A 22,951-nucleotide genomic window follows, 5' to 3' on the forward strand; every position below is an offset into this window, starting at 1 on the left:
CCCGGCATCGCGATCGACATGGTGACGAGCCGATCCGGAGCGACCCGCAGCACGAACTCAGCCAGATCCACCACTGGAGGTCATCCATGGAAAACGTCGCCGGCACGCTCACCGGCCTGGAACTGCCGGTCGAGCGGGGCTGCCCGTTCGCTCCGCCCGCCGCCTACGCACGACTGCGCGAGCGGGCACCGATCAACAGGGTCCGGCTGACCAGCGGCACCGAGGCGTGGTGGGTGTCCGGGTACGAGGAGGCCCGGGCCGTCCTCGCCGACCCCCGCTTCTCCTCCGACCGGCGCAAGGACGGCTTCCCGCTCTTCAACCTCGACGCGGCGACCCTGCGGCAGCTGCGCGACCGGCCACAATTGATGATCGGCATGGACGGCGCCGAACATGCCTCGGCCCGCCGCCCGGTGATCGGCGAGTTCACCGTCAAGCGGCTGGCCGCGCTGCGCCCGCGCATCCAGGACATCGTCGACCGCTGCATCGACGACCTGCTCGGCGCCGGCCGGCGGCCGGTCGACCTGGTGCAGGCGCTGTCCCTGCCGGTGCCGTCCCTGGTGATCTGCGAACTGCTCGGCGTCCCCTACACCGACCACGACTTCTTCCAGAGCCGCACCACCGTGCTGGTGCGCCGGACCTCCTCGGCGGAGGAGCGCGGGCGCGCCTTCGCCGAACTTGGCACCTACATCGACGACCTGGTCACCCGCAAGGAGTCCGAGCCCGGCGACGACCTGTTCGGCCGGCAGATCGCGCGGCAACGCCGCGAGGGCGCTGTCGACCATGCGGGCCTGGTGAGCCTGGCCTTCCTGCTGCTCACCGCCGGGCACGAGACCACGGCGAACATGATCTCGCTCGGCGTGATCGGGCTGCTCACCCATCCGGAGCAGCTGGCCTCGATCACGGCAGACCCGGGCAGGACGCCCATGGCCGTGGAGGAGCTGCTGCGCTACTTCACCATCGCCGACGGGGTCACCTCCCGGGTGGCCACCCAGGACGTACGCATCGGCGGGGCGGACATCAAGGCCGGCGAGGGCGTCATCGTCTCCGGCCTGTCGGCGAACTGGGACCCGGCGGTGTTCAAGGAGCCGGCCGACCTGGACCTCGCACGCGGGGCCCGCCACCACCTCGCCTTCGGCTTCGGCCCGCACCAGTGCCTCGGCCAGCACCTGACCCGGCTGGAGCTGCAGATCGTCTTCGACACGCTGTTCCGCCGCATCCCCACCCTGCGGCTCGTCACACCGGCCGAGGACCTGCCGTTCAAGACCGACGCCGTCATCTACGGGGTTCACGAACTCCCGATCACCTGGTAACGGCAAGGCGCCGGACTGCCCGTCCAGCCGGTCTGCCCGTCCAGGCTCCGCGTCACAGGCGCCGGCGGGCGAGGGGCAGTCCGGTCCGGGTGATCAGCGCCGCCAGGGTCGCCAGCACGGGCAGCCCCACCACCACGGCGATCAGGAACGGCCAGGGCACGGCGATCGTGGCGGGATCCCCGGCGCCGTGCGTCGTCATCGGCCGGCTCAGCGCCACGCCCGTCACCGTTCCCGCGACCAGCCCTACCAGCGCACCGAGCCCGGAGATGTAGAGCGCCTGCCCGGCCACGACCATCCGCAACGTCCCTGACGGCGCGCCGATGGCCAGCATCGTCGCCCGCTCGGGCAGCATGTCGGCGGACGCCAGGCGGGTGGCGGCCAGCGTGCCGCCGACGACGAGGACGAGAGCGCCCACGAGCCAGCCCCACAGGCCGTGGTCCGGCAGGTGGCGGTAGCCCTCCTCGGAGGTGATCGTCACGCGGGAGGTCACCTTGCCCAGATCGGTCCCCAGCGTCGAGCCGGCCGGCAGCCGGTGCATGGCGTAGAGCTGGCGCTCGGCCGCCGCGAAGCCGGCCTGCTCGATCAGGGAGCGCGGCAGCAGGGCGCCGCCCTGGTGCTCGTCGGCGGGTGTGGCCACCACCGCCGGCACTTCGAGCTTGCGCGGGGGGCCGGTCGTGGAGCCCGCCCGCAGGGCGAGCTTGCCGTTCCGCACCGCGGTCGCGTCGAACACCACCGCCTTGCCGCCGGCCAGCGCCGCGGCGGCCTGCGGGTCGTGGCGTCCTTGCAGGAGCGTGAGCAGGGCCTGGTCACCGATGGCCGCCGTGCGGCGCGTCCGGGTCCCGTTCCATCGCACCGTGTACCGCAAGGCGTAGCGGCGGCCCTGGGCGTCCTTGGCGTGATAGCCGGCGGCCAACGGCACGCTCGGCAGGCGGCGGGCCGTTTCGGCGCGGAGCCGGTTCCAGGTCGTATCGCTCATGGGGCCGCCCCAGATCGCCAGCATGCCGGTCGGGCGCGCTGAGGTGTAGGCGTTGCGCCGGTCCATGAATTCGCTGTAGGCGCCGATGCCCATCGCCACGACCGTGGCCGTGACGGCCATGACGGCCGCCACCGCGCTGGCCGTACGGGATCGGTGGCGGACCGCGTCGCGGACGGACACCCGCAGGGGGAGCCGCAACCGCGCGGCCACCCGTCCCGTGCAGCGGACCAGCCAGGGCGTCAGCACCACCAGCCCGATCATGATCAGCAGCGCGGAGGACCACACCCAGACCGTGCCCGGCTGGCGCCGCGCCACCGCGGTCGCCCCCAGCCCGGCCAGCACCAGTACGGCCCCTGCCAGGGGCCATCCCGGCCGGTCGGCCATCGTGGGCGCGCGGCCGGCCAGCACGGTCACCGTGTCCTGCCGAGCGGCCTGCACGGCAGGCACGAGCGCCGCCACGATCCCGGTGAGGAGCCCCAGGGCCGCGATGCCGAGAACCGGCGGCCACGGCACTTCCGGCGGGCCGGCCTGTCCTCCCAGCCGCGCCACGAGCGGGGCGCCCAGCGCACCGGCTCCGACGCCCAGGACCGTCGCCATGAGGGTGGCCGCACCGCCGAGGACCAGCCCGTCGGCCAGCACGATGGTCCGAAGGTGCCCGGCCGAGCCGCCCTGCGCCGCGATCTCGGCCAGTTCCCGGCGCCGTCGGCGGAGCCCGACCGCGAAGGCGGGACCGGCCAGCAGCACGGTCTCCAGCACCAGCATGATCACCATGGCGCCGAGCCCGACGGTGTGCTGGACGTCCATCGAGGAGGAACGGGCCAGGGCGAGCTCCGTGTCCGCGATCGTGCCCGGGGAGGTGACGTACAGGCCGGCCCTGTTCAGTGCGGGCACCTCGGTCCAGGACACGGGTTTCGCGGTGTCGGCGAGCCAGCCGCTGCCCTCGTCGAACGGCGACCAGAATTCAGCCGGCGGCGTCAGCGGCAGATCCGGGCCCGCGACCTGCCGGAGCGCCGGCCGGTGCGGGTGCTCGACCACGCCTGCCACCGTCAGCGGCGCCCCGCCGGAGGGCCGCAGGAGATCGCCCGGCCCCAGGCCGAACGCGGGTGTCACCACGACCTCACCGGCCGCCGGGAACCTGCCTTCACGCAACGCCAGCATTCCCCTGGTGAGGGGATCGCGCAGGTCGGTCTCCAGCGCGTCGACCCGCTCGGTGCCGAGCTGGAGCTTGCCGGAGTTGAGGGGGATCACCCGGGCGCCCGGTCCGAGCAGCGCCGCCACCTCGGCGGCACTGCGTCGTGGCCCGGGCGCCTCGTCGCCGTTCGTGCTCCAGTTGCCCCCACCGGGCTCCTGGTGGAGCACCGTACCCGCGGGTGCCTGCTGGAGCCGGGCGTCGGCCGCACCGAGCTCGGCCACCAGCCCCTCCCGCGGAGAGACGGTCATGGTCGCGAAGTAGGTGAGCATCGCCGTGATCACCAGGACGGGCAGGCCGATCATCACCATGATGAGCGCGCTACGTCCGCGGGAACGCCAGGCGTTCCGCCGGGCGAGGCGCAGCGCGGCGACAACGGTGCTCATCGCGCGCTCACCAGCGATCCGTTCGCCGAATCCGTGATCATCCCATCGAGGAGGAACACCACGCGATCGGCCCAGGCGGCGTAGCGCGGCTCGTGGGTGACCAGCAGGACCGCCGCACCCGCATCACAGCGAGCCCGTAATGTCTGCAGGATCTCGTCGCCGGTCCGCGTGTCGAGCGCACCGGTCGGTTCGTCGGCCAGCAACAGGCGCCGCTCACCGACCAGAGCGCGGGCGATCGCGACCCGCTGCCGCTGGCCGCCGGACAACTCCTCGGGGAAGCGGTCGGCCAGGTCTTCCGCGTCGATCTCCGCCAGCACGGCCATGGCCTCCTTCCGGGCCAGGCGTGACCGCACACCGTCGAGCTCGCGCGGGAGCATCACGTTCTCCACCGCCGTCAGCGACGTGATCAGGTTGAGGTCCTGGAAGACGTAGCCGGCGCTGCGGCGCCGCAACGCCGCCAGATCGCGCACGGCGGCCAGGTCCTGCCCGTCGATGTGCACCGTCCCCGACGTGGGCCGGTCGAGCCCGCCCGCGAGGTTGAGCAGGGTCGACTTGCCGGACCCGGACGGGCCCATGACCGCGACCAGCTCTCCCGCGCCGACCTCGAGGCTCACACCCTTCACAGCGTGTACGGCCGTCGCGCCCTTGCCATGAACCCTGGTCACCTCGGCCAGCCGTACGACCGTCATCTTTCCTCCTTGAGAACGGCTTCGCAGTGGTCCAGCCACCGCTGCTCGGCCTCGGTCCGGAAGATCATGGAATCGAGCACGAGTCGCTCGGCCGTGCCTTCCGTGGCGGCTCGCTTGGCCCTGGTCAGCTGCTGGAGGGCGCTCATGGTCGCCGTGCGCTGCATGCGGATGACCTCGGCGACGTCCACCTGCTTGGCCGCGACGGCCATGGCCAGCTTGATGACCAGCTCGTCCCGCGGCCGGTCGGACTGGACGACCGGGGTGCCGAACCATCGCCCCAGCTCCTCCAGCCCGGCCGCGGTGATCGTGTAGACGACCCGGCCCTGCTCGTCCGACTCACCCGGCCTGACCAGGCCGTCACGCTCCAAGCGGGACAGCGTCGTGTAGACCTGGCCGATGTTGAGCGGCCAGGTCGCCCCGGTCGACGCCTCGAACTCGACCCGCAGCTGGTAGCCGTGCCGAGGGCCCCTGCTCAGCAGGGCGAGCAGCCCGTGTCTGACCGACATGAATACTAAGTATGCATACGCAGTATGTGCTTCTCAAGGGATGAGCGTCATCGAATGGCGGCTGCCGTACCCGGCCAGGAGGTCTCACCAGTGCCGTTGCCATTCTGTGATCCGGGCATACTGCTACCGAATCGCACACAGGAGACGCCAACGCATGAATACGCCCCCATCGCCTCCATCGTTGTCTGGAGCGGAGCGGACCGATGGATCACCCGTCCGGATCGGTGCCCTCGTTCCGCTGAGCCGGCCTGGCTGGGTCGAGGCGGGCCGGCACTTGCTCGCGGGACTCGAGCTGGCCGTACGCGAGGTCAATGACGCCGGCGGGATCGTCGGAAGACCACTCGAGCTGGTGATCCGAGACACCGCGGCCGATCCCCAGAAGGCCGCGGCGGCCGTCGATGAACTGGCTCGCCTGGGCGTGGCCGCCTTGGCGGGGGAGTATCACAGCGTCGTCGCTCGCGCCGCCGCGGCCCGGGCCGACGCCCTCGGCCTGCCGTTCCTGTGCTCGTCGGCGGTCCTCGACGCGCTCACCGAACAGCCGACGGACTGGGTCGCGCGCCTCGCCCCGGCGCAGTCCCACGGCTGGCGGATCTACGCGGACTTCCTCCTCAGGGCGGGCCACAGACGAATCGCCATAGCGGCCGAGCCGAGCGTCTACTGGGCGTCCGGGGCCCGCGTTCTGCGGGACCACCTCGCTCCACGCGGCGGCACCGTCATCGAACTCGACATGCGCGCGCTCGCCCCCACGGCCGTGTGCGACGAACTCGTCGACAATCGCGCGACGGCACTCCTTCTCCTGGTCGGTCAGCCGGAGCCGGCAGTGTCGATCGTCAAGTGTGTCCGCCACGACCGGCGCCTCGCCGAGATCATGATCGGTGCTCCAGCCGGGCAGCCGGAGTTCGCCGAATGGGCGACGTCGCTGGGCGACGACGGCACCGCGATCCCGTTCTTGCGCTACCTTCCCGAGCGTCTCGGCCCACTCGGCGTACGAGTCGAGACGGCCCTGCGCGAGCGGCTGGCCGAAGCGCCCTCCTTCGTCGCCTTCGAGGGCTATGACACGGTCGCCGTCCTCGCCGAGGTGCTGCGTTCGTACGGCGCGGACCGGGCGCGCATCGCCGAATCCTGGCCGCGCGTCGCGGTCGAAGGCACCCGCGGGCCGATCCGGTTCTCCCGCATGCCGGGCACCAGCGTCTGGCAATGGGCTTGGCCGCCGATCCACGTCGTTGATCGAGATCCGGCGGAACCCGGTCGCTTCCGGACCCTTCACACCGGCTGAGAGGGCACGTCCGGTCACCAGCGAGCTGCGATGACTCGCGACAGTTCAACAGGCGAGCTCACCAGCGCCGAGCCGGCCATCCGTGGGATCACGGAGCGGCCGGTGCGGCCCACTCGACGAACTGGACGATCACGCCGTTGGGGTCGGTGATCTGGAAGAGGCCCTCACCCCAGGGCTCTGCGCCGCGCCTTCATCGACGCGGCCACGGCCGCCGACCCGGTCGCCGGGTTCTTGGCCCCGACTTCGCCCGCATGATCGCCGACAGCTCCACCCTCTCTGCCCGCCTGCGCGACCCGCACGACCTGCGCGAGGCGGCCCTGGCCGCCGCCCTGCTCGGCGCTCTGCACCGCACCCTGTTCCAGCGCATCCAGGAGCCCTCACTCGCCGACCACGCCGATCCGAGCCTCGCTCGTCGGCGCCCCTGCGGCACCCGGCCTGCCCCTGCCCATCGGCCTCTTCACGGCGCGCCCCGCCACGCCCGCACCTTGTCGTGCGGACCGGCCGATGTCGAGGGTGTCGGCGACGAGCGCTTCGAAGAACGTACCGCCGCCGGCCCGCCCCAACGCCCCCACCAACGCGCCCACCGCCGCGGGCCCGGCTCGGCCCGCGGACGACCCACCGGCCTGCCCACGAACGCTACGAGGCGCCCGTCCTCGTCGCCGCCATCAACGAATGGCTGTGACCAGCGTCATCGAGAGCGATCCAGTAGCGGCGCTTGACCCCGATCCCAGTGCTGCGCACGTCCTCCAGGACGCCGCCGTTGCTCTCGATGGTGCGCGCCGAACCGACGTTGCCCTCGTCACAGGTGAGAAGGACCCGGTCCAGCCCGAGCGCCGGCGCCCTGCGCAGCACCTCTCCCAGCGCCCACGTGGCCAGTCCTTGCCTTCTGGCAGAAGGCCGGATGCTGTAGCCGATGTGTCCGCCGCCTTCCAGCAGAACGGCGTTCAGATAGTGTCGAAGGTCGATGGCGCCGAGGTAGGTCTCGCCGTCGACGATCCACCAGTGGGTGGCGTGGACGTGCCCTTCCTCGACAGGCAGTGACCGGTCTGACTGCTGGCGCAGCTGCTCGACCCATGAGGCGAACGCTTCCGGAGTGTCGAGGTCCTCGTCATCAACCAGACGCAGGCCGGCCCCGTCCTGGTGAGCACCGGGCGGCCACTCGTCACGCGCTGTGAGCCACGAGGAATGCAGCTGTTCAGTGGGGGCGATCAGTTCGGTCATGCGATGGACGATAACATCCGCACCACCTGCGTAATCAGGCACTTTGTGCCGGATCGAGCCTGTGCGGGCACGGCGGGTTGTCTCGGCCGCGGCCGATGAGGACCCTAGCTGGCGGGTGGCCGTCCCCGCCGCATCACCTCGGACGGTGAGGACTTCATCGTCGCCACGGCGCTTTGGTCGGATGTGGTGCCGCCCCGCCGACCTGGACACGTCCGCCACTCACACCGCTCTGAGCCCGACTTGACGGTGCTCCCGCCGGCCGGGATCGCCTTTGCAACAGCGGCGCTCTGTGGAGGTGCCGCAGAGGCCCCTCAGCGTTACTGCGCGGCCTGAACAAACTCCCCAGTATCTCTGGAGGTCTCTGCCGCGCGCTGGCAGCCGACATCGCCGATCGGCCGTGCCCTCACGTCGAACCCGGGATGAGCACTGTTGAATACGAACCACGCGGGCCCCTCACGGGTGATCTCTACGGGCCCCAGACCACCTCCCGGTAGCCAGGCGCGGACTCTCAGGCAATAGTTGTCCCCGAAGTAGACAGCAGCCGTGTACCGCCAGCCTGAATATTGCCCGGCCGGAATCAGGGCATCGTAACAACCCTGCCGGTAGACACAGGAGTTCGTCCTCCAGGCCTGGACGGCGCCGACGGCGATCGTGCTCGTATTGTGAACCCCGTTGTCCGTTGGTGAGGCCGTCGCTGCGGTGGGTGCCGCGCTGGTCAGAAGACCGGCCGTCAGGGCAGTCGCGGCAACCCATGCCATTTTCTTCATTTTCCCTCTTTCGTGACTTGTGAATTCCTGCTGGATCTTTGCGGCGAACCACATGACCCGGCATAGCTGTACGTTCCAGCGCCCCGCCGCTGATCCACTTTCGATGAACGGCACACGTAGATTCGCGCCCAGGGGAACCCCGGCCGTGCGCATTGCGGTTCTTTCCTGCGATGAAGAACAGCTATTGCGAGAAAGGTAACGCTTTCGCTCCTGTGGCAACCAGGGCAGCAGCCGGACAACAACCGGACATCTCGCAGACATGCGAACCGGCCATGATGTGCACATAAAATGAATGCGTAGGAGTCCAGGGTCGTGATGGATCGCTGCATGTCTTCCCGTCCGGCCGGTTCCAGTCGCGCGGGCCGATGTTCACAGTCCGGGACCAGGGCAGGATGCAGCGACGCCCGCCCGCGCCGGCCCGCAGCGCCTCGTACACGTACTCGTCCAGGTTGACCGTCGTCACCGCGACCACTTTGACCGGACGCTCCACCCCGGCGCCGGCCAGCAGGCGGGTGGCCTCGATGCCGCCGAGAACCGGCATCCGTACGTCATCACCACGATGTCCGGCGGGCGAGATCCACCGCGGCACGGCCGTCGCCGCACTCGCCCACCACCTAAAGGCCGGGCTGCGCACCCATGATCGTCGCGAACCCGGTGCGAATGAGCCCCCGGTGGTCGCAGACCAGGACCCGGACCGGTGCGGTCACGACGGGCTCCCCGCGGGGATGCGGGCCCGTACGACGAAGCCGCCCCCCGCTTGCCGGTCGGCGCTGAACTCGCCACCCAGGGCTTCGACGCGCTCCCGCAGCCCGGCCAGGCCCCGCCCGCTCCCGCCGGGAGCGGCGGCGGCCCGGGAACCGGAGCCGTCGGTGCTGACCTCCACGCCGATCTCCTTCTCGCCGTAACGCACGTGGACCACGGTGGGGCTGCTGTGGGCGTGTTTGAGGGCGTTCGTCAGGGCCTCCTGGACGACCCTGTAGGTCACGAACTCGGCGCTGCCCGCCGATTCCGCCGGGCGGCCCTCTTCGGTGAACTCCACCGGCTGCCCGGCCTGGCGGGTCTGCTCCACGAGCGTGTGGAGCTCGCCGGCGGAGGGCAGGCTGACGTCGGTGTCGTGATCGGCTTTGAGCAGGTCGAGCATGTGCCGCAGGTCGGTGATGGCCCGCCGGCCGGTGTCGGTGACGGCGCTCAGCGTCGCGTCGAGGCGATCGGGGGAGGCGGTCAGGTAGCGTGCCGCCTCGGCCTGCACGACCATGGCCGTCACGTGGTGGGTCACGACGTCGTGGAGCTCGCGGGCGATGCGGGTGCGTTCGGCGGCGCGGGTGGCCTCGGCGAGGTGGCGGCGGCGTTCGGCCTCGGTGGCGCGGGTGGAGCGCAGCCAGGCGCCGATGCCCCATGCGAGGGCCAGGGCCAGGTAGAAGACCACGTAGCCCTCCACCCTCTCGGTCGCGCCGAGCCGGCCGAGCGCGAGCGTGAGCGGCACGTACGCCATGGAGAGGACGACCACGGTGACGCGCCGGTGGTGCTCCAGGTGGGCGCCCGCGCTGATCAGCGCGATGGGCATCGCGTTGCTCGCGAACACGTGGTACGCGCGCACCTGGTCGAGGACGAAACCGAGCGACACCAGGACGAGGCACACGGCCGGCCACCGCCGGCGCACGGCGAGCGGAAGGCACTCCAGGGCGATCACCACGAACGCCGCCGCGTCGAAGGGACGGGCCGGCAGGTCGCCGACCTGCGTACCCTTTCCGTAGAGCGCCGGCAGGAGCGATAGGACGGCCAGCAGCAGCCCGAACGGTAGATCCCGGACCACGACGTCGCACCGCCGCCACAGCTCCGTGACCCGCCGTAAATCGATCATTGGGCGAGGGTAGCGGTCGTGCGGCGCCGCAGCGGGACCACGTTGCCGCGCCGGCGGGCCAGCCACATGAACACGGCCGTCAGCAGCAGGCCGAACACCACCGCGTACGGGCTCGCCTCCGGCCCGAAGTCACCGCCCGTGAGCAGGGCCGGGCCCGACGTCACACCGTTCAGCAGCCCCTGCGTCGCGCCGCTGCCCGAAACCTCGGTGCCGAAGATGCCGGCCGCTGCGAAGTTCCAGCCGAAGTGCAGGCCGATCGGCACCCACAGGGTGCGGGTGGCGGCGTAGGCGGCGGCGAGCATGCCACCTGCCTCGATCGCGATGGCGATCGCCCCCCACAGGCTGGCGTGCACGTTGAACAGGTGCACCAGGCCGAACAACACCGCCGTCAGCACCAGCGCCATCCAGGTGCCGGTGCGCTCCTCGACGATCCTGAACAGGATGCCGCGAAACAACAACTCCTCCGTCACCGCGGCGGCGGCCATGAACCCGACCAGCGCCACCGCGCCCGGCACCGAGCCCATACCGTCGATCCGGTAGCCGCCCAGGAAGGCGATGTTCAGGATGACGGCCGCGAACATTCCGACACCGATCACCATCCCGCGCACGGTGGCGGCGACGGCGCCCTTCGCGGCCACCTCGACCGGCGCCCGGCGCTCGGACCAGCGCACCATCCGGGCGTACACGAGCACGGCCAGCACGGCCGTCGCGACGCCGAGGAGCAGGGTGAGGAACGGGTTTCCCCGCACCGCGCCCACGATCGTGCCGCCGGCGAAGGCGACCACCGCGACGGGGACGAGCTGTTTCAACAACCGCATGACGACTCTCTTACGTGGGGGCTCTGCGGCGGGGCGCCGCCGCTACGCAGGGAAACGTTAGAGATCCGACGGTCGGGAATCGTCCCCGCACGGTGGACATTCGCGAGTAGCTCGCACGGGGGACAGGCGCGCACGCGCTTCGTCGTACGACGCCGCCGCGGCGGCCCGCACCGGACGTCAGCCGAACGTCAGAGCGCGACGACCGCGGCCCTTCCCGGCCCTTCCCGCACACCACACTTGTCCCCCGCACGAGCTACCGGCGAATGTCCACCGTGCGGGGATGATCTCGGACCGCCCCGTTCCGTAGCGTTACGGCCCAGCCACGGCGCCTCGTCTGAGTTTCCCGCTACACCGCCGTGCGCATCACCCCGGCGTCGACCCCCTCACTGGAGGACCTCATGCCCCGCAAGATCAAGACAACCATTGTGGCCGCGCTGTGCTGCACCGTCCTCGGCGCGGGGGCCGCCGGCTGCGATGGCGACGCGATGGAGAACTGGGACCCCCTCGCCCCCGCCACACGGACAGCCGATGCCGCCCCGATCTCCGGAACCACGGAGATCGATGTCGCGGGCCGGTCGGTGAACGTGTCCTGTTCGGGCGCCCCGGAGAAGGGCAGGCCGGTCATCATCCTGATGCACGGGGGAGGCGATGGGCTGGACAAGCTGGCCGCCCTCCAGCAGAAGCTGAGCAAGCAGAACCGGGTGTGCTCCTACGACCGGCTCGGCGCGGGCGCCAGCGACCAGCCGGACGGCCCGCAGAACTTCGCCAGCACCGGAAAGGTTCTGACCGGCGTGCTCGATCGGATCGCCGCGGACAGCCCGGTCGTCCTGGCCGGGCACTCGCTGGGCGGGCTGATCGCCGCCAGGTACGCCCCCGACCACCAGGACAGGGTCAAGGGGCTGGTCCTGATGGACGCCACCCCGCCCACGATGCTGGCCGACATCTCGAAGTCGATCCCCGAGTCCGCCAAGGGGCCGGCGGCCGAGGTGCGCACGCAGAACCTCGCGATATTCAAGGGCGAGAACCCGGAGAAGCTCGTCATCACCGACGGGAAGGTCCGTTCCGCCGGGAACATCCCGGTGGAGGTGATCCAGCACGGCAAGCCGTACCTCGCGGCCGTCCCCGAGTACGGGCAGCGCCTGGAGCAGGCGTGGACCGCAGGCCAGCGCAAGTGGCTCGCGCTGTCCAGCCGCAGCAAGCTGAGCACGGCCACGAACAGCGGCCACTACATTTACGTCGACCAGCCCGATGCCGCCGTCCAGGCCATTGAGCGCGTCACCGCGCAGGTCGCACGTCAAGCGCATGGTGCGTAACCCGCCGGTTCGACGCTCCGCCGCGCGGGCGGTGAGGCGTTCCCCGTTGCGCGGTGGGCGATGTCGGCCCTCTGCTCGTCGGTGAAGGGCGCGTCCTCCAGGAAGGAGCGGGCGGCGCCGTCGCTGGTGCCGATAGGGGAAGCCGCCGGGACGAAAGCCGTAGGCGAAAGGTAGGCGGTGGAGCACAGCATCCGATGGAGTACGGCACCCGGTGGGCATCCGGTCGGTGCCTATGACCTCGGCGGTCCAGCACAGGTAGCGGGGGCTGTTGGTGCCGCTGCCGGCGACCCAGAAGTTCTGCTTGAGGTAGCCCGCGAGCGGCCACGCGCTGTCCCGGTCCCGATCATCGATTCAGTCAGACCGGCCAACCTTGACATACGCCGACGAGACCGACTCGGCGGCGTACCCCACGAATACGTACATGCCGCTCGATCTGCGTGGACGGGGCTTTCAGCAGGCACACGCAGCAACGACTCATGCAGAGATCGCTGTTGGACCACAACTGGTCTTCAACCCGCGAGCTTCGACGAGAACGGGCGGGATTCCGTGAGACTGGCGGCCCGCCCGTACCTGCGATATCTGCCCTGGTCAACGGCCGGAACCGCTCCTCAAGACCGAGTGCCCCCTGCGAGGGACCCAGAAGAAGGGAACACGTCGAGACGGCTTCTGCGCAGCCTGCCGATGTAGACAGAGACCGGAGCAGACGGGCGAAGATCGAGGCTGTGAGGCCACTCCCACGGCGCCACGCGAAGCCGCCATCGTCGGCGGGTGGACGACGACCTTGATCGATGCTTCGGCCGAAGTATCTGACGGGACCGAGGCGCAAACAAGGCAGGGTGGCGCTGGCGTGTCACCGGCTGTGGAGGAGGAAGCAGGACTCGGGGACCGATCTCGTGAGCTGGCTGTTGCGCATGGTGGGGATGAGCCGGCGGCTACTCTCATCCCGTTGGCGGTCGACGGCACGATCCTGGCGGCCTCGATGGTGTTGCTGAGCGCCAGCCGACAAGGCACTCGAGGTGGCGTACTGCCGTGGGTGCTGTTGATCGCCAGCAGTCTGGCGAGCATCGGAGCGAATGTGGCGGTCGCGGAGCCGACGGTCAACGCACGGGTGATCGCCGGCTGGCCCAGCCTGGCGCTGATCGGCGCGTACGAGATGCTCATGTGAACCGGATTCTGATTCTGCTCCACCAGACCCGAGCCCACGGTGGAACGCCCCCGCGTGCATAGAGCGGAAGTGTGTCGCCTGGTCGAGATGAGTGCCTCGGCAGGATTCGAACCTGCGGCACCCGCTTTAAGAGAGCTCGAGTCATTTCGAGTCCAACATATCCACCGATGGGCGATATGCGGTTGTGCTCGAGTGTTCACCGACTCCTCGACAAGGACCACCCATCGTCCATCGCTTGACGGGCGTTTGTGCTGGTCAAGACGTTATCTGCGGCGAAAACCCTACGAAGCGTTACGGTTACCGCTCTTCAGATGCGGGTGCTCCGACCGTGATCGGTGTGTGCTACTCCACCCACGAGTACGACGTGACACGGCACGCCGCGCAAACTCACCGACGCGCAAGTGGAGGAGGTGATGGTCCGCACGCTGGAAGAGGTGCCCGCAGGCGCCACCCACTGGTCGCGGTGGGAGTTGAACGCCCGGGTGGGCATCTCGCTGTCCAGCGTGCGGCGCATCTGGCAGGCATTCGGCCTACAGCCATACCGGGTGGAGGAGTTCAAGATCTACACCGATCCGCTGCTGATCGACAAGATCCGCGACGTGGTCGGCCTGTACCTGTCCTGCCCGAGCTTGCGGTGGTCTTCTCCGCCGATGAGAAGCCGCACATCAAGCCGATCGGACGGTTCGCGCCGCTGCTGCCGATGGTGCCCGGCACTCCCGAGCGGCGTAGCCACGACTACCACCGGTACGGCCCCATCGACCTTTTCGCAGCGCTGACGTGGCCACCGGCAAGATGATCGGCACGTTATTGGCGCAGCATCGCGCGGTGGACTTTCGCGACTCCTGGATGAGATCTTCCAGCAGGTCGAGCCAGCCTGGAGGTACACATGATCTGCGACAACCTGTCCACCCACAAGGCCCTGGTGGTCCAAAGTGGCTCCTCGAACACCCGAGGTCCACCTGCACTTCACTCCGACCTATCATCGTGGATCAACCAGGTCGAGCAGTGTTCGCCGGGTTACAGCGCCGTCGCCTCGATCGTGGCGTGTTCTGCTCCCTCGACGAATTCACCCCCGCGCTGCAGTAATGGCTCAAGCGCAGGTACGAGAACGCCCGCCCCTTCACGTGGGCCAAGAACGCCGGCCAGATCATCGATGCCATCGGCCGCTACTGTGCTTGAACCCTCGATGAAGCACCCTATGTGGTAAGGACCGCTTGATCACCTCCGCACCCGCCACCCCTAGTGAGCGCGGCATCAACGCCCAAACGTCCCGTCTTCATGACATTTCCCCTGCTTATCGAATTCCGATTCCTTATATGGATGTGTTGGGGATCCACTGGTGTGCTTAACTCCTGCGTTGTAGCCGCATCCTCCGGGAGGGGGCATGGGGGAGTTCGTCGGCATCGATCCCCGCGGGGCAGATCAGCTGATCCGGCAGATGGAGACCGGCAAGGACATCCTGGGCCGTACCCGGCACGGCCTTGAAGCGGCCATCGCGGAGGCCGGCGCTTCCTGGACCGGCGCGCAGGGGGTCAGTGCCATGCACAGGTCTTGGGCGTTTTTCAACGACACCCAGCGAGACCTCAAGTGGCGCATGGACACCCTCAAGCAGATGGTTCCGATGGCAGGAGACGGCCTGCTCAGCGGGGCGTTCGCGTTCACCAGCGAAGCGGAGGCCGCCCGTCAGGGGAAGGCTGACGCGGCGCCGATCATGGGGGCGCTCAAGCAGCATGAGATCGAGAACTCGCCGGAGAGTTGGCGCAAGGTGACCGCCGCCGTGGCGGCGACTAAGCAGAAATTGAACGACCCTGCCTACGCTGCCGCGTTGCTATCGGCTCTCGGGCCGGACAGGTTCCGCGCATTGTTCATGCACTGGATGAAGAACAAAGGTCCGGCCATGGACAAGGGGGTGCCACCCGGCACCCTCAAGGAGGGGAAGGAGGCCCTTGGCCCGCTTGTCGAGGCGTACGCCAACGCTGAGCGCGCGGGCAGACTCGGTAAGGAGTGGGGCGAGGAGTTCATCAAGACGACCCAGCCCGGCGTGCTGACGGCGCTGGTCGCGATGTCCAAGCCATCGACCAGGCTCCTCAATCAGGTGGCGCTTCGGGTACTAGGCCGGCCACTGGCCGCAGATCTTCCGACGAGCCAGAACTGGAATCTGAATGCGCTGATGGACGCGTACGAGGCTAATCCGCAGGCGTTACAGACGCTGCTGGCTGAGAACAAGGACGCTGCGGGCTGGCTATTACATCCCCAGCGCGCCCGGCAGAGTGGCATCCCCGACTTCGAGAAGAAGATGGCCGGCGTTCTGGGCAAGGCATTGAGACCCGGCGCGGGAGTGGACAGCGTGCGCGAGCGGGCGTGGTTCAACATCATTCGCGGGATGGGAGCCGAGGACAGTCCGTGGATCGGGGGCTCGTGGGGCACACTTAAGGATTCGCCGATCAGCGAGATCCTCGCCAAGAATGTCGCGCCCTATCTCGACCAGTTCGCCCGCGGACAGTCCAAGCGTGACTCGCCGGAGCTGACCCGCCTGTACCCCCGAGCGCCCTGGGACGGCCTCCACCCTGACACCGCGTCCCGGTTCATGGGCGGCCTCATGCAGGACAAAGACGCGGCGAACACGTTGATGAAAGCGATGCAGAACTACGCCGCTGGGATGGACATCGGCCGGTTCAGGCCGTTCGGGGACGAGGCCGTCCAGCGTGAGTTCACATCCCGCGCCGCGCTCGCCGGAGGGGCAGCCAACCTGCTGCTGAGCGGCTCTGCTCATGCGGAGTGGACCGACGACGAATATGCGGACTGGCTCGCCGGGGTCGCGCTGATACCTGTCTCCTGGCTCTCCAACAAATACTGGCCCATCGAAGACGCCACAGCGGCCACCGGCCGTGACGTGGCGCTGGACGAGGCCAAGGACGGCGTCAAGGGAATGATCACCGATTACCTCGACAAGAAGACTCCCGCCACGGCCGCGACCGTTGCGGACGCCATCGTGCGGCAACAGGCCCAATGGATCAACGCATCGCTCGCCCAGCATGGTCAGAAGCCGTTGACCGAAGAGCAACAGAACGAGGTAACGATGGCGATCCGCGGCAGGCTCTACGACGGCTTGAAGAAGGCCCTGGAAGCGAGAGGAGGCTGAGCATGACCATTCCCAGCCAGGGCCAGCTCCTCCAGCAGGCCGCAGATAAGGAACAGCTCGCGGCCGACCTCACGCGGTACGCCGCACAACTGGCCGACGTGTTCGCCGGCGCCCTGGCCAGGCCGCAGGGTGCCGACGCCTACTGGAAGGGACCGGCCGCAGGCCGTTTCATCACGCAGGCCGTGCAACTGGCTCGTGAGATTGATCTGCTGCGGGAGGACTGCGCATCCACCGCCGACCATCTGCGCAAGCAAGCCCAGGCCGCACGCGCCGAGGCCACACAGATGCCCTCCTAGAGAGATCACTAGCCGTTGCGCTCGTAGCAGCTGGTCTTGCCCACGATCATGATGTGCGGCTTCTGCCCATTGCGTACCGTCACGAAAAAGGTGATGCCGGTCTGCGGATTCCGCAGGACGGCGGCTCCCAGGTTCTCGTCGCCAAGATCGGCGTTGTCCACGATCATGTTGTAACCGCGCAGCTGTAGCCAGCTCGCCATCAAGCCGGCCACGTTCGATGGTGAATGGACGTACGGGGGGCCGGCGAGGTCGCCCTGTGCGCGGAAGAACCGCTGGACCTGGCCCTTCAAGCACCCTAATTCGCTTTCCCGGTCCGCTCTTTCGGTCACGGCGGCGGACCCGGTCGCGGCCAACTCCCTTGAAGTGATCAGCTTGTCGCCGTCCGTGATGAGCTGCTTGGACGCCTCGTCCAACGTCGGTATGTCGGCGTCCCCTGAGCAGCCCGTCAGCACCATGAGCAAGACGAGCATCGCGGCGGTCGATGACTTGCGGGCACCCTGGCGCACGCCCCGGACACTACCTAAGCCCCACTTCGGCGTACACCTCGTATGCGTGCGTGCTATGCGTCGGTACTTGGGCACGTCCGTTGAGGAATGAATTCTGCCTCCACCTGACGAAGTCCGCTGGACCCACCGGGGTGAAGCGGATTCATGTCCGGTGAGAACTGGACCCACCCCGGCGTGCCTGGTTTGAAGCATGAGTTGGTACAAAACCTCAGCCCGGTCTGGTACCAGGCTCGGAGCTCCAGTCACCTCGATCGCGAACGACGTTGGGTACCACACTCTCGATGAGCTGGACTGCGTCAGCCTGCCAGTCGGGCGAGGGCCAGCGCGTGTGCCCGGTCGAGGGATTTCGCGGCAGCGCAAGGGACGTCCGGCTGCACACCGGTGCCCTCCCAGTTCGTGCCTGAGACGGGGTTGATGGCGCGGCCGGTGGGGACGGTGGCTTCCAGGTGCGGGTGCACGGTCCAGCCCTTGCACGGGTGCGCGCCGCCGCGGGTGGGCTCGCCGACGACAACGGCGCGGCCGAGCTGCTGCACGTCGTAGGCCAGTTCTTCGGCAGCGGAGAAGGTACTGTCACTGGCCAACACGTACAACGGCTTGCTGCCGCCGAAACGCGCGCCGGGAACGTGCGGCAGGCTCCAGGACTGCTCGCTGCGCTCGCCGCTACGCCAGTACATGGTGTTGAGGTGGGTGCGCTCGTCCAGAAGATAGCTGCAGACGAAGGCGACGGTGTCCGGGTCGCCGCCCCGGTTGTTGCGAAGGTCCACGATCAGCGCCCGGGCGCGGGAGGCCAGGGTGAGCGCGGCGCTCAGCGGTTCGGCGGCCCAATCCAGCGGAAACAGCATCGGCGCCAGCTCCACCACGGTGACTCCTCCGTCGAGCAGCTCCACCCGGGGCGCACCGCCCAGCGAGGTGTCGAAGTCCCGGCGGATGGACTCCAGGGTTGCCGCGCCTTGCTCGGGGGACACCGGGTCGGCGTGGTGCTTCAGTCTCAGGTGTTTGTCGTCATTGACGGACTGCAGGTCCGTGGTGACCAGACGGGCGAGTTCCTCGGCACTGTCGACGTCATAGGCGCCCTCGGCGAGGCGTTGTTGTAGCAAGTCGGCGAGTTGCTTGGCTATCTCAGGGAACACGTAGTGCTCGGTCAGCAGCCGGGCAGTCTTGTTGATGACAGAGGTGGGCTGAAGGGTCGTCAGAGTCGTCATGGCAGGGAGTAGAGCACCGCCGTTACGAAAACGTCAAAGACGTGCAGACACCGTCTCTACTTGCCGCCTCCTAAGGATGTTCTGGAGATCGGCGTGCCTGAGCAGTTCGCGGCGCTCGCCCACAGTTGCGTCAGCGGTTGCTCTTCACCGCTGCGCCACCAGCGGCACAGCCCGGTTACTCCGAAGGCCCGCCCCCACCTCCCCGGCCTTCGGGGCGACGGCCGTTGGGTGGGGGCCAAATCGCGCTGGTGATCAAGCCTTGATCGCGGCTGATGGGCGAGCCAGGAACCGCCGGTAGGTGGGTCAGGAGTAGTTGATGAATTACTGGGTTTGGTGGAGACGGCTCTCGTGGAAGCGCTGGATTGCCGATTCCCACGCATCCGGTCGATCAGAGGCCGTTGGCGCGAGGGATGCGGCTTGGTTTGATGCCGGCTCTTCTTGCGGCGTAGGCGTTTGTGTTCGAGGTCTTATGGCTACGAGAACGGGTGCATGTATGGGCGTTCTTTGACTCGGTCGTAGATGCGGCGCAGCCACGGCTGCTGAATCGGCGCTAGTCGCTCCAGCGCGTGGAGGAACACCTTCCCATCAGGGCGGAAAGGAGCGGTCGGCAGCAGTGGAGGTGAATCGTCTCGGTGGACCTCGGCGGGCATTCCGCGCGTTGCCGGCACGAGTCGCCGGTCGTCGTGGAAGGCGAGGTACGTCCACACGTTCGCGGCCAGTGGTGCCACCGTTTCTGCGTCGCAGGGCCATGCCTGGCCGGTCTGCGGATGCCGCGGTACCAGGGCGATGTCGGTGATGCCGGTGGACAGGCCGGGGCCGGCCAGGGTGAGGTGTCGTTTCGGTGGCTCCGGTGGGAGCAGGCCGTCTATTGCCCGGCGGAACGCTTGTGCGACGGGTCCGTCAGGGACGGCTACCCGCTTGCCGTTCGAGGCCACCAGCAGGTGCGCCAGTGTCACCGCGACTGCGGCCTCCCAGGGGGCGCTCCAGCAGTCACGTGGGTCGGCGGGTGGCGTGCTCGGCAGTTCCTCCCAGTCCATCACCCGCTGGACGGGGCCGGCGACGGCGACGGGGTGTACGGCGTCCGGTTCGAGCCACACCACTTGCCAGAATCCGCAGTCGTCGACGCGGGTCGCCACCGGGGAGCCGCATGTCGCGCAGGCGAGGTTGGGGCCGTATTGGCCGTCCCAGCCGCAGCAGCAGCCGCCCAGCCGTTCGGGGATGAAGACGGTTCCGCGGACGTCGCCCGGCGCGATGCCGATCCTGTTCGGGGGCCCGGTGATGCGGTACACCTGCAATCGGACGCGGTGTTCTTCCGGCTCGGGTTCCCATGGCTGCCAGGGTCGGCCGTTTCCGGGGTCCACGGCGTATGTTCCTGGCTCCAGCAGATGGGGGAGCAGGTCATGGCCGTACTTCTGGCTGGAGTGGTCGGGGAGCGCCACCCGCGTTACCTTCGCGGTCATCACGGCGCCGCATGCTGTACAGGCGAAAACGACCAAGCAGCCTCCCTTGTCGGATCGATGCGATCATGATGACGCAAATCCCACCTTGCGCGGAAGCGCCTGTACGCGGGCGGGCGCGGTAAGGGGAGACGGTGCGAGCCCATCGTGGATGGGCAGTGTGTCGAGGGTGGGGAACTGGCTGGGATGGTGCCAGTGGTGCGGCGATGATCGTGCACCTCCAGTGGGGGTTTGCGCACGTATTTGGCATGATCCCTCGTGACGGTCGTCCAATATTTGGTGCGGCCGTAGTGGTTGCCGGAGGCCGGGATGGCGGGAATTTAGGGCCTGAGCTGGGGAAACGCTCTCAAGATCATCCCGTGCATATCCCCTGATCATGGTCTTACGGCTGCATGTGAGCACCGTTGGTTGCCCATCCAGGGCGCAAAACGAAAGACCTGCGGCTGTGAAACCGCAGGTCAGGGGCCTAAAATGCCGATCTAGGTGAGTGCCCCCGGCAGGATTCGAACCTGCGGCACCCGCTCTAGAAGAGCTCGAGCCGTTCGGAGTCCAGTTCATCGATTAATGGGTTATGTAACTGTCTCTCGACGTACGTTTGTTGCTCGATAAGCAGTTCGCATCACTAGCCACTTGGCTGCTATTTGGACTGGTCATAAGGCCCTCCGGGGCCGGAGCCCGGCAAGGCGTTCCCGCTCACCGAATGTGAGTCTCCACCAAGGTAGTGCTGCTGCAGTTGGCTCAGCCAGCGGTGGCCTTGGCGTTGTGGAACATCGGGTGGTAGCGGATGGTCCAGGCGCCAGCGGCTCAGGCCGCGTACGCTCACCTGCCCGGCTCGGAACAGACGCTTTTCCGCGGGGAGCTGTTGTTGCCGAACGCGACACCGTTCAGATCAGTCACGATTTTCGCGGGATGGCAGGGAGCGCTCTCGTGTTGGCGGCGGGTCGCACCGCCAAGCGGTCCGCACCGTGATGACCAGGACCGACCCGACCGTTGCCTGGGCTGGACCCTTCGGACGAGTCGGACGGAGCACTTCCCATATCGAGGACCCGGACATACGCTTCCAAAACATCTGCCGATGTAGCAGCGCCGCAGCTCCCAGGGGGACATGATGCCACGGCGATCTGGGGTACTGCGCTGGTCAGCGGGCATGGTGGCGGTGGCGCTCGTGGCGTGGGGACAGCCGGCACCGGCCGCAGGCGCTGTCGGGGACTTCGTCGTGTACGGGTTCAGCCAGTCGGACGTGCACGAGGAGGACCCGCAGGTCTACGAACTCGACCCGGACACCACCATCCGCGCGATCGGGAAGTGGTCCACAGCGGGGGACGAGACGGCTGACTACAACTTCACACAGATCGACCGCTATCACGCCAAAGGCATCGCCTTCATGGGCAGCGGTACGGCGAGCGTGATCTTCCCGAAGGACTTCGCCACTGCCGAGATCTTCGACGACATGTCAACCCGCGACGCGGACGGCAATCCGGTACCCCATGACGAATTCGGTTTTCCGGAGCCGGCGCGGCGGGGCAACATCTTCAATCCCAAGTACCGCGAGTACCTCCTGTCCTGGGCACGCATCCAGGTGGACGGCGGAGTCGACGGGCTCAACTTCGACGAGATCAACGCCGGGTTCAGCGGTGGGTCGAAATACGGTTTCAACGGCAACGAGGGCTTCGACGACTACGCGATCGCCGACTTCAACCGGTACCTCTTGGAGAAGTATCCGGCCTTCACCGCCGCAGACTGGAAATCGCGCTTCGGTATGACCGACGACAACATCCCCCGTCGCGACGTGCCGGCCGGCGACCTGGCGGCCAACTTCAACTACCGTGCTTACCTGCGGGCCGGCGGCTGGAACCGCGACCCCCTGAACGCGGTGAACCCACTCGCCCGCGAGTGGGGCAGGGTGGTCGCCAACCGAATGTACGCCGAGGACACGTCGTTCACCGCCACATACATCCGCCGGTACTGGAAGGAGCTGGTCGACAAGACGCGGGCGTATTCCTGGCGCACCCGGCACCGCAACGTCCTCATCTCCTCGAACGGGCTGTGGCCCTATGTGGACTTCAACAGCGTCGGCATGTACCCGTGGAACCCGGACGAGCAGACACCCGACTTCCGGGGCGCCGACTACGTGCCGGTGGTAGAGGGCCACCTCAACGGCGCCAAGTCGCTCCAGTCGCAGTACCGCTACCTGAAGGAGCAGAGCGCCCGGATCGCGGGCCACGTGCCTGTCGTCGTGTTCATCGACTGGCCGAACGACATGATGACCAACTACCTCAACCTGCCGCTGCAGGAGAAGAAGGACTACTGGCAGATCTTCGGTGCCGAGGCGTACGCGAACGGCATCTTCCCCGCCTTCCACCTGAAGGACACAGTCGGCAGCCCCACCGCCACGGATCTCGGCATGATGGACTTCTTCAAGACCTACACCCGCTTCTACAAGGATCGTCGCGCGATCTTCAGCGACAACGTGATCAGCCCCCATGCGGTACGGGTCAGCGCGGCCCACATCGCGGCGAGCCTGCTCGTGCAGCGTGGCACCGGAAAGCGCTCCCTCCACCTCGTCAACCACAACTACGACCAGGGCATCACACCCCAGTCAGGGTTCACTGTGGAGGCTGACCTCGGCTCCTGCCCGCGTCGCGTCTCGCTGGTCTCGCCAGATTTCCCGCAGTCGAAGTCGCCGGCATTCTCCTGCCGGCACGGCAAGCTGAAACTGACCGTCGACCGCCTCGACCACTACAACATCATCCAGCTGTAGCCAGAGCCAGGGGTGTGTCCCGTGGCCGGACAGTCCCACCCTCAAGACCACATCATGGGCCTGTCATCTGACGGATCCAGCGCGGTGAGCGGCCGGCCCAGCCTGCTCGT

General features: G+C 68.1%; 18 protein-coding genes and 1 pseudogene. 8 read left to right on the top strand and 11 right to left on the bottom strand.

Features of this window, described 5'->3' with window-relative positions:
* Window positions 1-86: 86 nt before the first annotated feature.
* A complete protein-coding gene (locus tag ACBJ59_RS26770) occupies window positions 87-1,310 on the top strand; it encodes a cytochrome P450 (RefSeq protein WP_375113003.1) in 1,224 nt (407 codons plus the stop codon).
* Window positions 1,311-1,362: 52 nt separating this feature from the next.
* Here ACBJ59_RS26770 and ACBJ59_RS26775 read toward each other — a convergent pair whose 3' ends face one another.
* Genes ACBJ59_RS26775 through ACBJ59_RS26785 form a run of 3 tightly spaced genes read right to left on the bottom strand, consistent with a single transcriptional unit; the run spans window position 1,363 to window position 5,056 of the window.
* Window positions 1,363-3,861, bottom strand: coding sequence for an FtsX-like permease family protein (locus ACBJ59_RS26775; RefSeq protein WP_375113004.1), 2,499 nt, complete (start codon window positions 3,859-3,861; stop codon window positions 1,363-1,365).
* Window positions 3,858-4,550 (bottom strand): ABC transporter ATP-binding protein, encoded by a 693-nt coding sequence (locus ACBJ59_RS26780; RefSeq protein ID WP_375113005.1) that lies wholly within the window; start codon window positions 4,548-4,550, stop codon window positions 3,858-3,860. The genes ACBJ59_RS26775 and ACBJ59_RS26780 overlap by 4 nt, the downstream gene beginning before the upstream one ends.
* The gene (locus ACBJ59_RS26785; RefSeq protein ID WP_375113006.1) at window positions 4,547-5,056 is read right to left on the bottom strand and encodes a PadR family transcriptional regulator; all 510 of its coding nucleotides are present in this window, start codon (window positions 5,054-5,056) and stop codon (window positions 4,547-4,549) included. Before ACBJ59_RS26785 ends, ACBJ59_RS26780 begins: the two co-directional genes overlap by 4 nt.
* A gap of 154 nt (window positions 5,057-5,210) precedes the next feature.
* On the opposite strand from ACBJ59_RS26785, the gene ACBJ59_RS26790 reads away from it, so the two are divergent.
* Window positions 5,211-6,332 carry an ABC transporter substrate-binding protein gene (locus ACBJ59_RS26790; RefSeq protein WP_375113182.1) on the top strand — a complete coding sequence of 374 codons (1,122 nt, stop codon included), beginning with the start codon at window positions 5,211-5,213 and terminating at the stop codon, window positions 6,330-6,332.
* A gap of 377 nt (window positions 6,333-6,709) precedes the next feature.
* Here the strand turns inward: ACBJ59_RS26790 and ACBJ59_RS26795 are convergent, their stop codons facing one another.
* From ACBJ59_RS26795 to ACBJ59_RS26815, 5 genes and pseudogenes are all read right to left on the bottom strand, one after another.
* On the bottom strand, window positions 6,710-6,907 hold the full coding sequence (locus ACBJ59_RS26795; RefSeq protein ID WP_375113007.1) for a hypothetical protein: 198 nt from the start codon (window positions 6,905-6,907) through the stop codon (window positions 6,710-6,712).
* Window positions 6,908-6,968: 61 nt separating this feature from the next.
* On the bottom strand, window positions 6,969-7,553 hold the full coding sequence (locus ACBJ59_RS26800; protein ID WP_375113008.1) for a GNAT family N-acetyltransferase: 585 nt from the start codon (window positions 7,551-7,553) through the stop codon (window positions 6,969-6,971).
* A gap of 1,170 nt (window positions 7,554-8,723) precedes the next feature.
* Window positions 8,724-9,027 (bottom strand): annotated as a pseudogene (locus ACBJ59_RS26805) (response regulator transcription factor); the annotation flags it as partial.
* Window positions 9,024-10,181 (bottom strand): sensor histidine kinase, encoded by a 1,158-nt coding sequence (locus tag ACBJ59_RS26810; RefSeq protein WP_375113009.1) that lies wholly within the window; start codon window positions 10,179-10,181, stop codon window positions 9,024-9,026. The gene ACBJ59_RS26810 and the pseudogene ACBJ59_RS26805, both read right to left, overlap by 4 nt.
* Window positions 10,178-10,999 (bottom strand): lysostaphin resistance A-like protein, encoded by an 822-nt coding sequence (locus tag ACBJ59_RS26815; protein WP_375113010.1) that lies wholly within the window; start codon window positions 10,997-10,999, stop codon window positions 10,178-10,180. The genes ACBJ59_RS26810 and ACBJ59_RS26815 overlap by 4 nt, the downstream gene beginning before the upstream one ends.
* Window positions 11,000-11,397: 398 nt before the next feature.
* On the opposite strand from ACBJ59_RS26815, the gene ACBJ59_RS26820 reads away from it, so the two are divergent.
* From ACBJ59_RS26820 to ACBJ59_RS26840, 5 genes are all read left to right on the top strand, one after another.
* On the top strand, window positions 11,398-12,312 hold the full coding sequence (locus ACBJ59_RS26820) for an alpha/beta fold hydrolase (protein WP_375113011.1): 915 nt from the start codon (window positions 11,398-11,400) through the stop codon (window positions 12,310-12,312).
* An 859-nt stretch (window positions 12,313-13,171) separates the two neighbouring features.
* Window positions 13,172-13,477 (top strand): DUF2637 domain-containing protein, encoded by a 306-nt coding sequence (locus tag ACBJ59_RS26825; RefSeq protein ID WP_375113183.1) that lies wholly within the window; start codon window positions 13,172-13,174, stop codon window positions 13,475-13,477.
* A gap of 401 nt (window positions 13,478-13,878) precedes the next feature.
* Window positions 13,879-14,253: a hypothetical protein gene (locus ACBJ59_RS26830; RefSeq protein WP_375113012.1), complete on the top strand. Its 375-nt coding sequence runs from the start codon at window positions 13,879-13,881 to the stop codon at window positions 14,251-14,253.
* A 608-nt stretch (window positions 14,254-14,861) separates the two neighbouring features.
* A complete protein-coding gene (locus ACBJ59_RS26835) occupies window positions 14,862-16,619 on the top strand; it encodes a hypothetical protein (RefSeq protein ID WP_375113013.1) in 1,758 nt (585 codons plus the stop codon).
* Between the two features lie 2 nt (window positions 16,620-16,621).
* A complete protein-coding gene (locus ACBJ59_RS26840; protein WP_375113014.1) occupies window positions 16,622-16,915 on the top strand; it encodes a hypothetical protein in 294 nt (97 codons plus the stop codon).
* 8 nt (window positions 16,916-16,923) lie between these two features.
* Here the strand turns inward: ACBJ59_RS26840 and ACBJ59_RS26845 are convergent, their stop codons facing one another.
* The 3 genes from ACBJ59_RS26845 to ACBJ59_RS26855 form a co-directional block, all read right to left on the bottom strand.
* A complete protein-coding gene (locus tag ACBJ59_RS26845; RefSeq protein WP_375113015.1) occupies window positions 16,924-17,421 on the bottom strand; it encodes a hypothetical protein in 498 nt (165 codons plus the stop codon).
* A gap of 296 nt (window positions 17,422-17,717) precedes the next feature.
* Entirely contained in the window at window positions 17,718-18,623 is a 906-nt protein-coding gene (locus ACBJ59_RS26850; protein ID WP_375113016.1) for a S41 family peptidase, read from the bottom strand.
* A gap of 473 nt (window positions 18,624-19,096) precedes the next feature.
* On the bottom strand, window positions 19,097-20,083 hold the full coding sequence (locus ACBJ59_RS26855) for a hypothetical protein (RefSeq protein ID WP_375113184.1): 987 nt from the start codon (window positions 20,081-20,083) through the stop codon (window positions 19,097-19,099).
* A gap of 1,237 nt (window positions 20,084-21,320) precedes the next feature.
* On the opposite strand from ACBJ59_RS26855, the gene ACBJ59_RS26860 reads away from it, so the two are divergent.
* Complete coding sequence (locus tag ACBJ59_RS26860) at window positions 21,321-22,841, top strand: hypothetical protein (RefSeq protein WP_375113017.1); 1,521 nt, start codon at window positions 21,321-21,323, stop codon at window positions 22,839-22,841.
* Window positions 22,842-22,951 lie beyond the last annotated feature (110 nt).

The sequence above is a fragment of the Nonomuraea sp. MTCD27 genome (assembly GCF_041950495.1).
Lineage (GTDB): Bacteria > Actinomycetota > Actinomycetes > Streptosporangiales > Streptosporangiaceae > Nonomuraea.

What these genes read in the sequence shown, in the direction of transcription:
- ACBJ59_RS26820 (WP_375113011.1), top strand. Translation starts at nt 11,398, where the DNA reads ATGCCCCGCAAGATCAAGACAACCATTGTGGCCGCGCTGTGCTGCACC.
- ACBJ59_RS26855 (WP_375113184.1), bottom strand. Translation starts at nt 20,083, where the DNA reads ATGACCGCGAAGGTAACGCGGGTGGCGCTCCCCGACCACTCCAGCCAG.
- ACBJ59_RS26770 (WP_375113003.1), top strand. Translation starts at nt 87, where the DNA reads ATGGAAAACGTCGCCGGCACGCTCACCGGCCTGGAACTGCCGGTCGAG.
- ACBJ59_RS26850 (WP_375113016.1), bottom strand. Translation starts at nt 18,623, where the DNA reads ATGACGACTCTGACGACCCTTCAGCCCACCTCTGTCATCAACAAGACT.
- ACBJ59_RS26800 (WP_375113008.1), bottom strand. Translation starts at nt 7,553, where the DNA reads ATGACCGAACTGATCGCCCCCACTGAACAGCTGCATTCCTCGTGGCTC.
- ACBJ59_RS26815 (WP_375113010.1), bottom strand. Translation starts at nt 10,999, where the DNA reads ATGCGGTTGTTGAAACAGCTCGTCCCCGTCGCGGTGGTCGCCTTCGCC.
- ACBJ59_RS26780 (WP_375113005.1), bottom strand. Translation starts at nt 4,550, where the DNA reads ATGACGGTCGTACGGCTGGCCGAGGTGACCAGGGTTCATGGCAAGGGC.
- ACBJ59_RS26775 (WP_375113004.1), bottom strand. Translation starts at nt 3,861, where the DNA reads ATGAGCACCGTTGTCGCCGCGCTGCGCCTCGCCCGGCGGAACGCCTGG.
- ACBJ59_RS26785 (WP_375113006.1), bottom strand. Translation starts at nt 5,056, where the DNA reads ATGTCGGTCAGACACGGGCTGCTCGCCCTGCTGAGCAGGGGCCCTCGG.
- ACBJ59_RS26810 (WP_375113009.1), bottom strand. Translation starts at nt 10,181, where the DNA reads ATGATCGATTTACGGCGGGTCACGGAGCTGTGGCGGCGGTGCGACGTC.
- ACBJ59_RS26840 (WP_375113014.1), top strand. Translation starts at nt 16,622, where the DNA reads ATGACCATTCCCAGCCAGGGCCAGCTCCTCCAGCAGGCCGCAGATAAG.
- ACBJ59_RS26835 (WP_375113013.1), top strand. Translation starts at nt 14,862, where the DNA reads ATGGGGGAGTTCGTCGGCATCGATCCCCGCGGGGCAGATCAGCTGATC.
- ACBJ59_RS26790 (WP_375113182.1), top strand. Translation starts at nt 5,211, where the DNA reads ATGAATACGCCCCCATCGCCTCCATCGTTGTCTGGAGCGGAGCGGACC.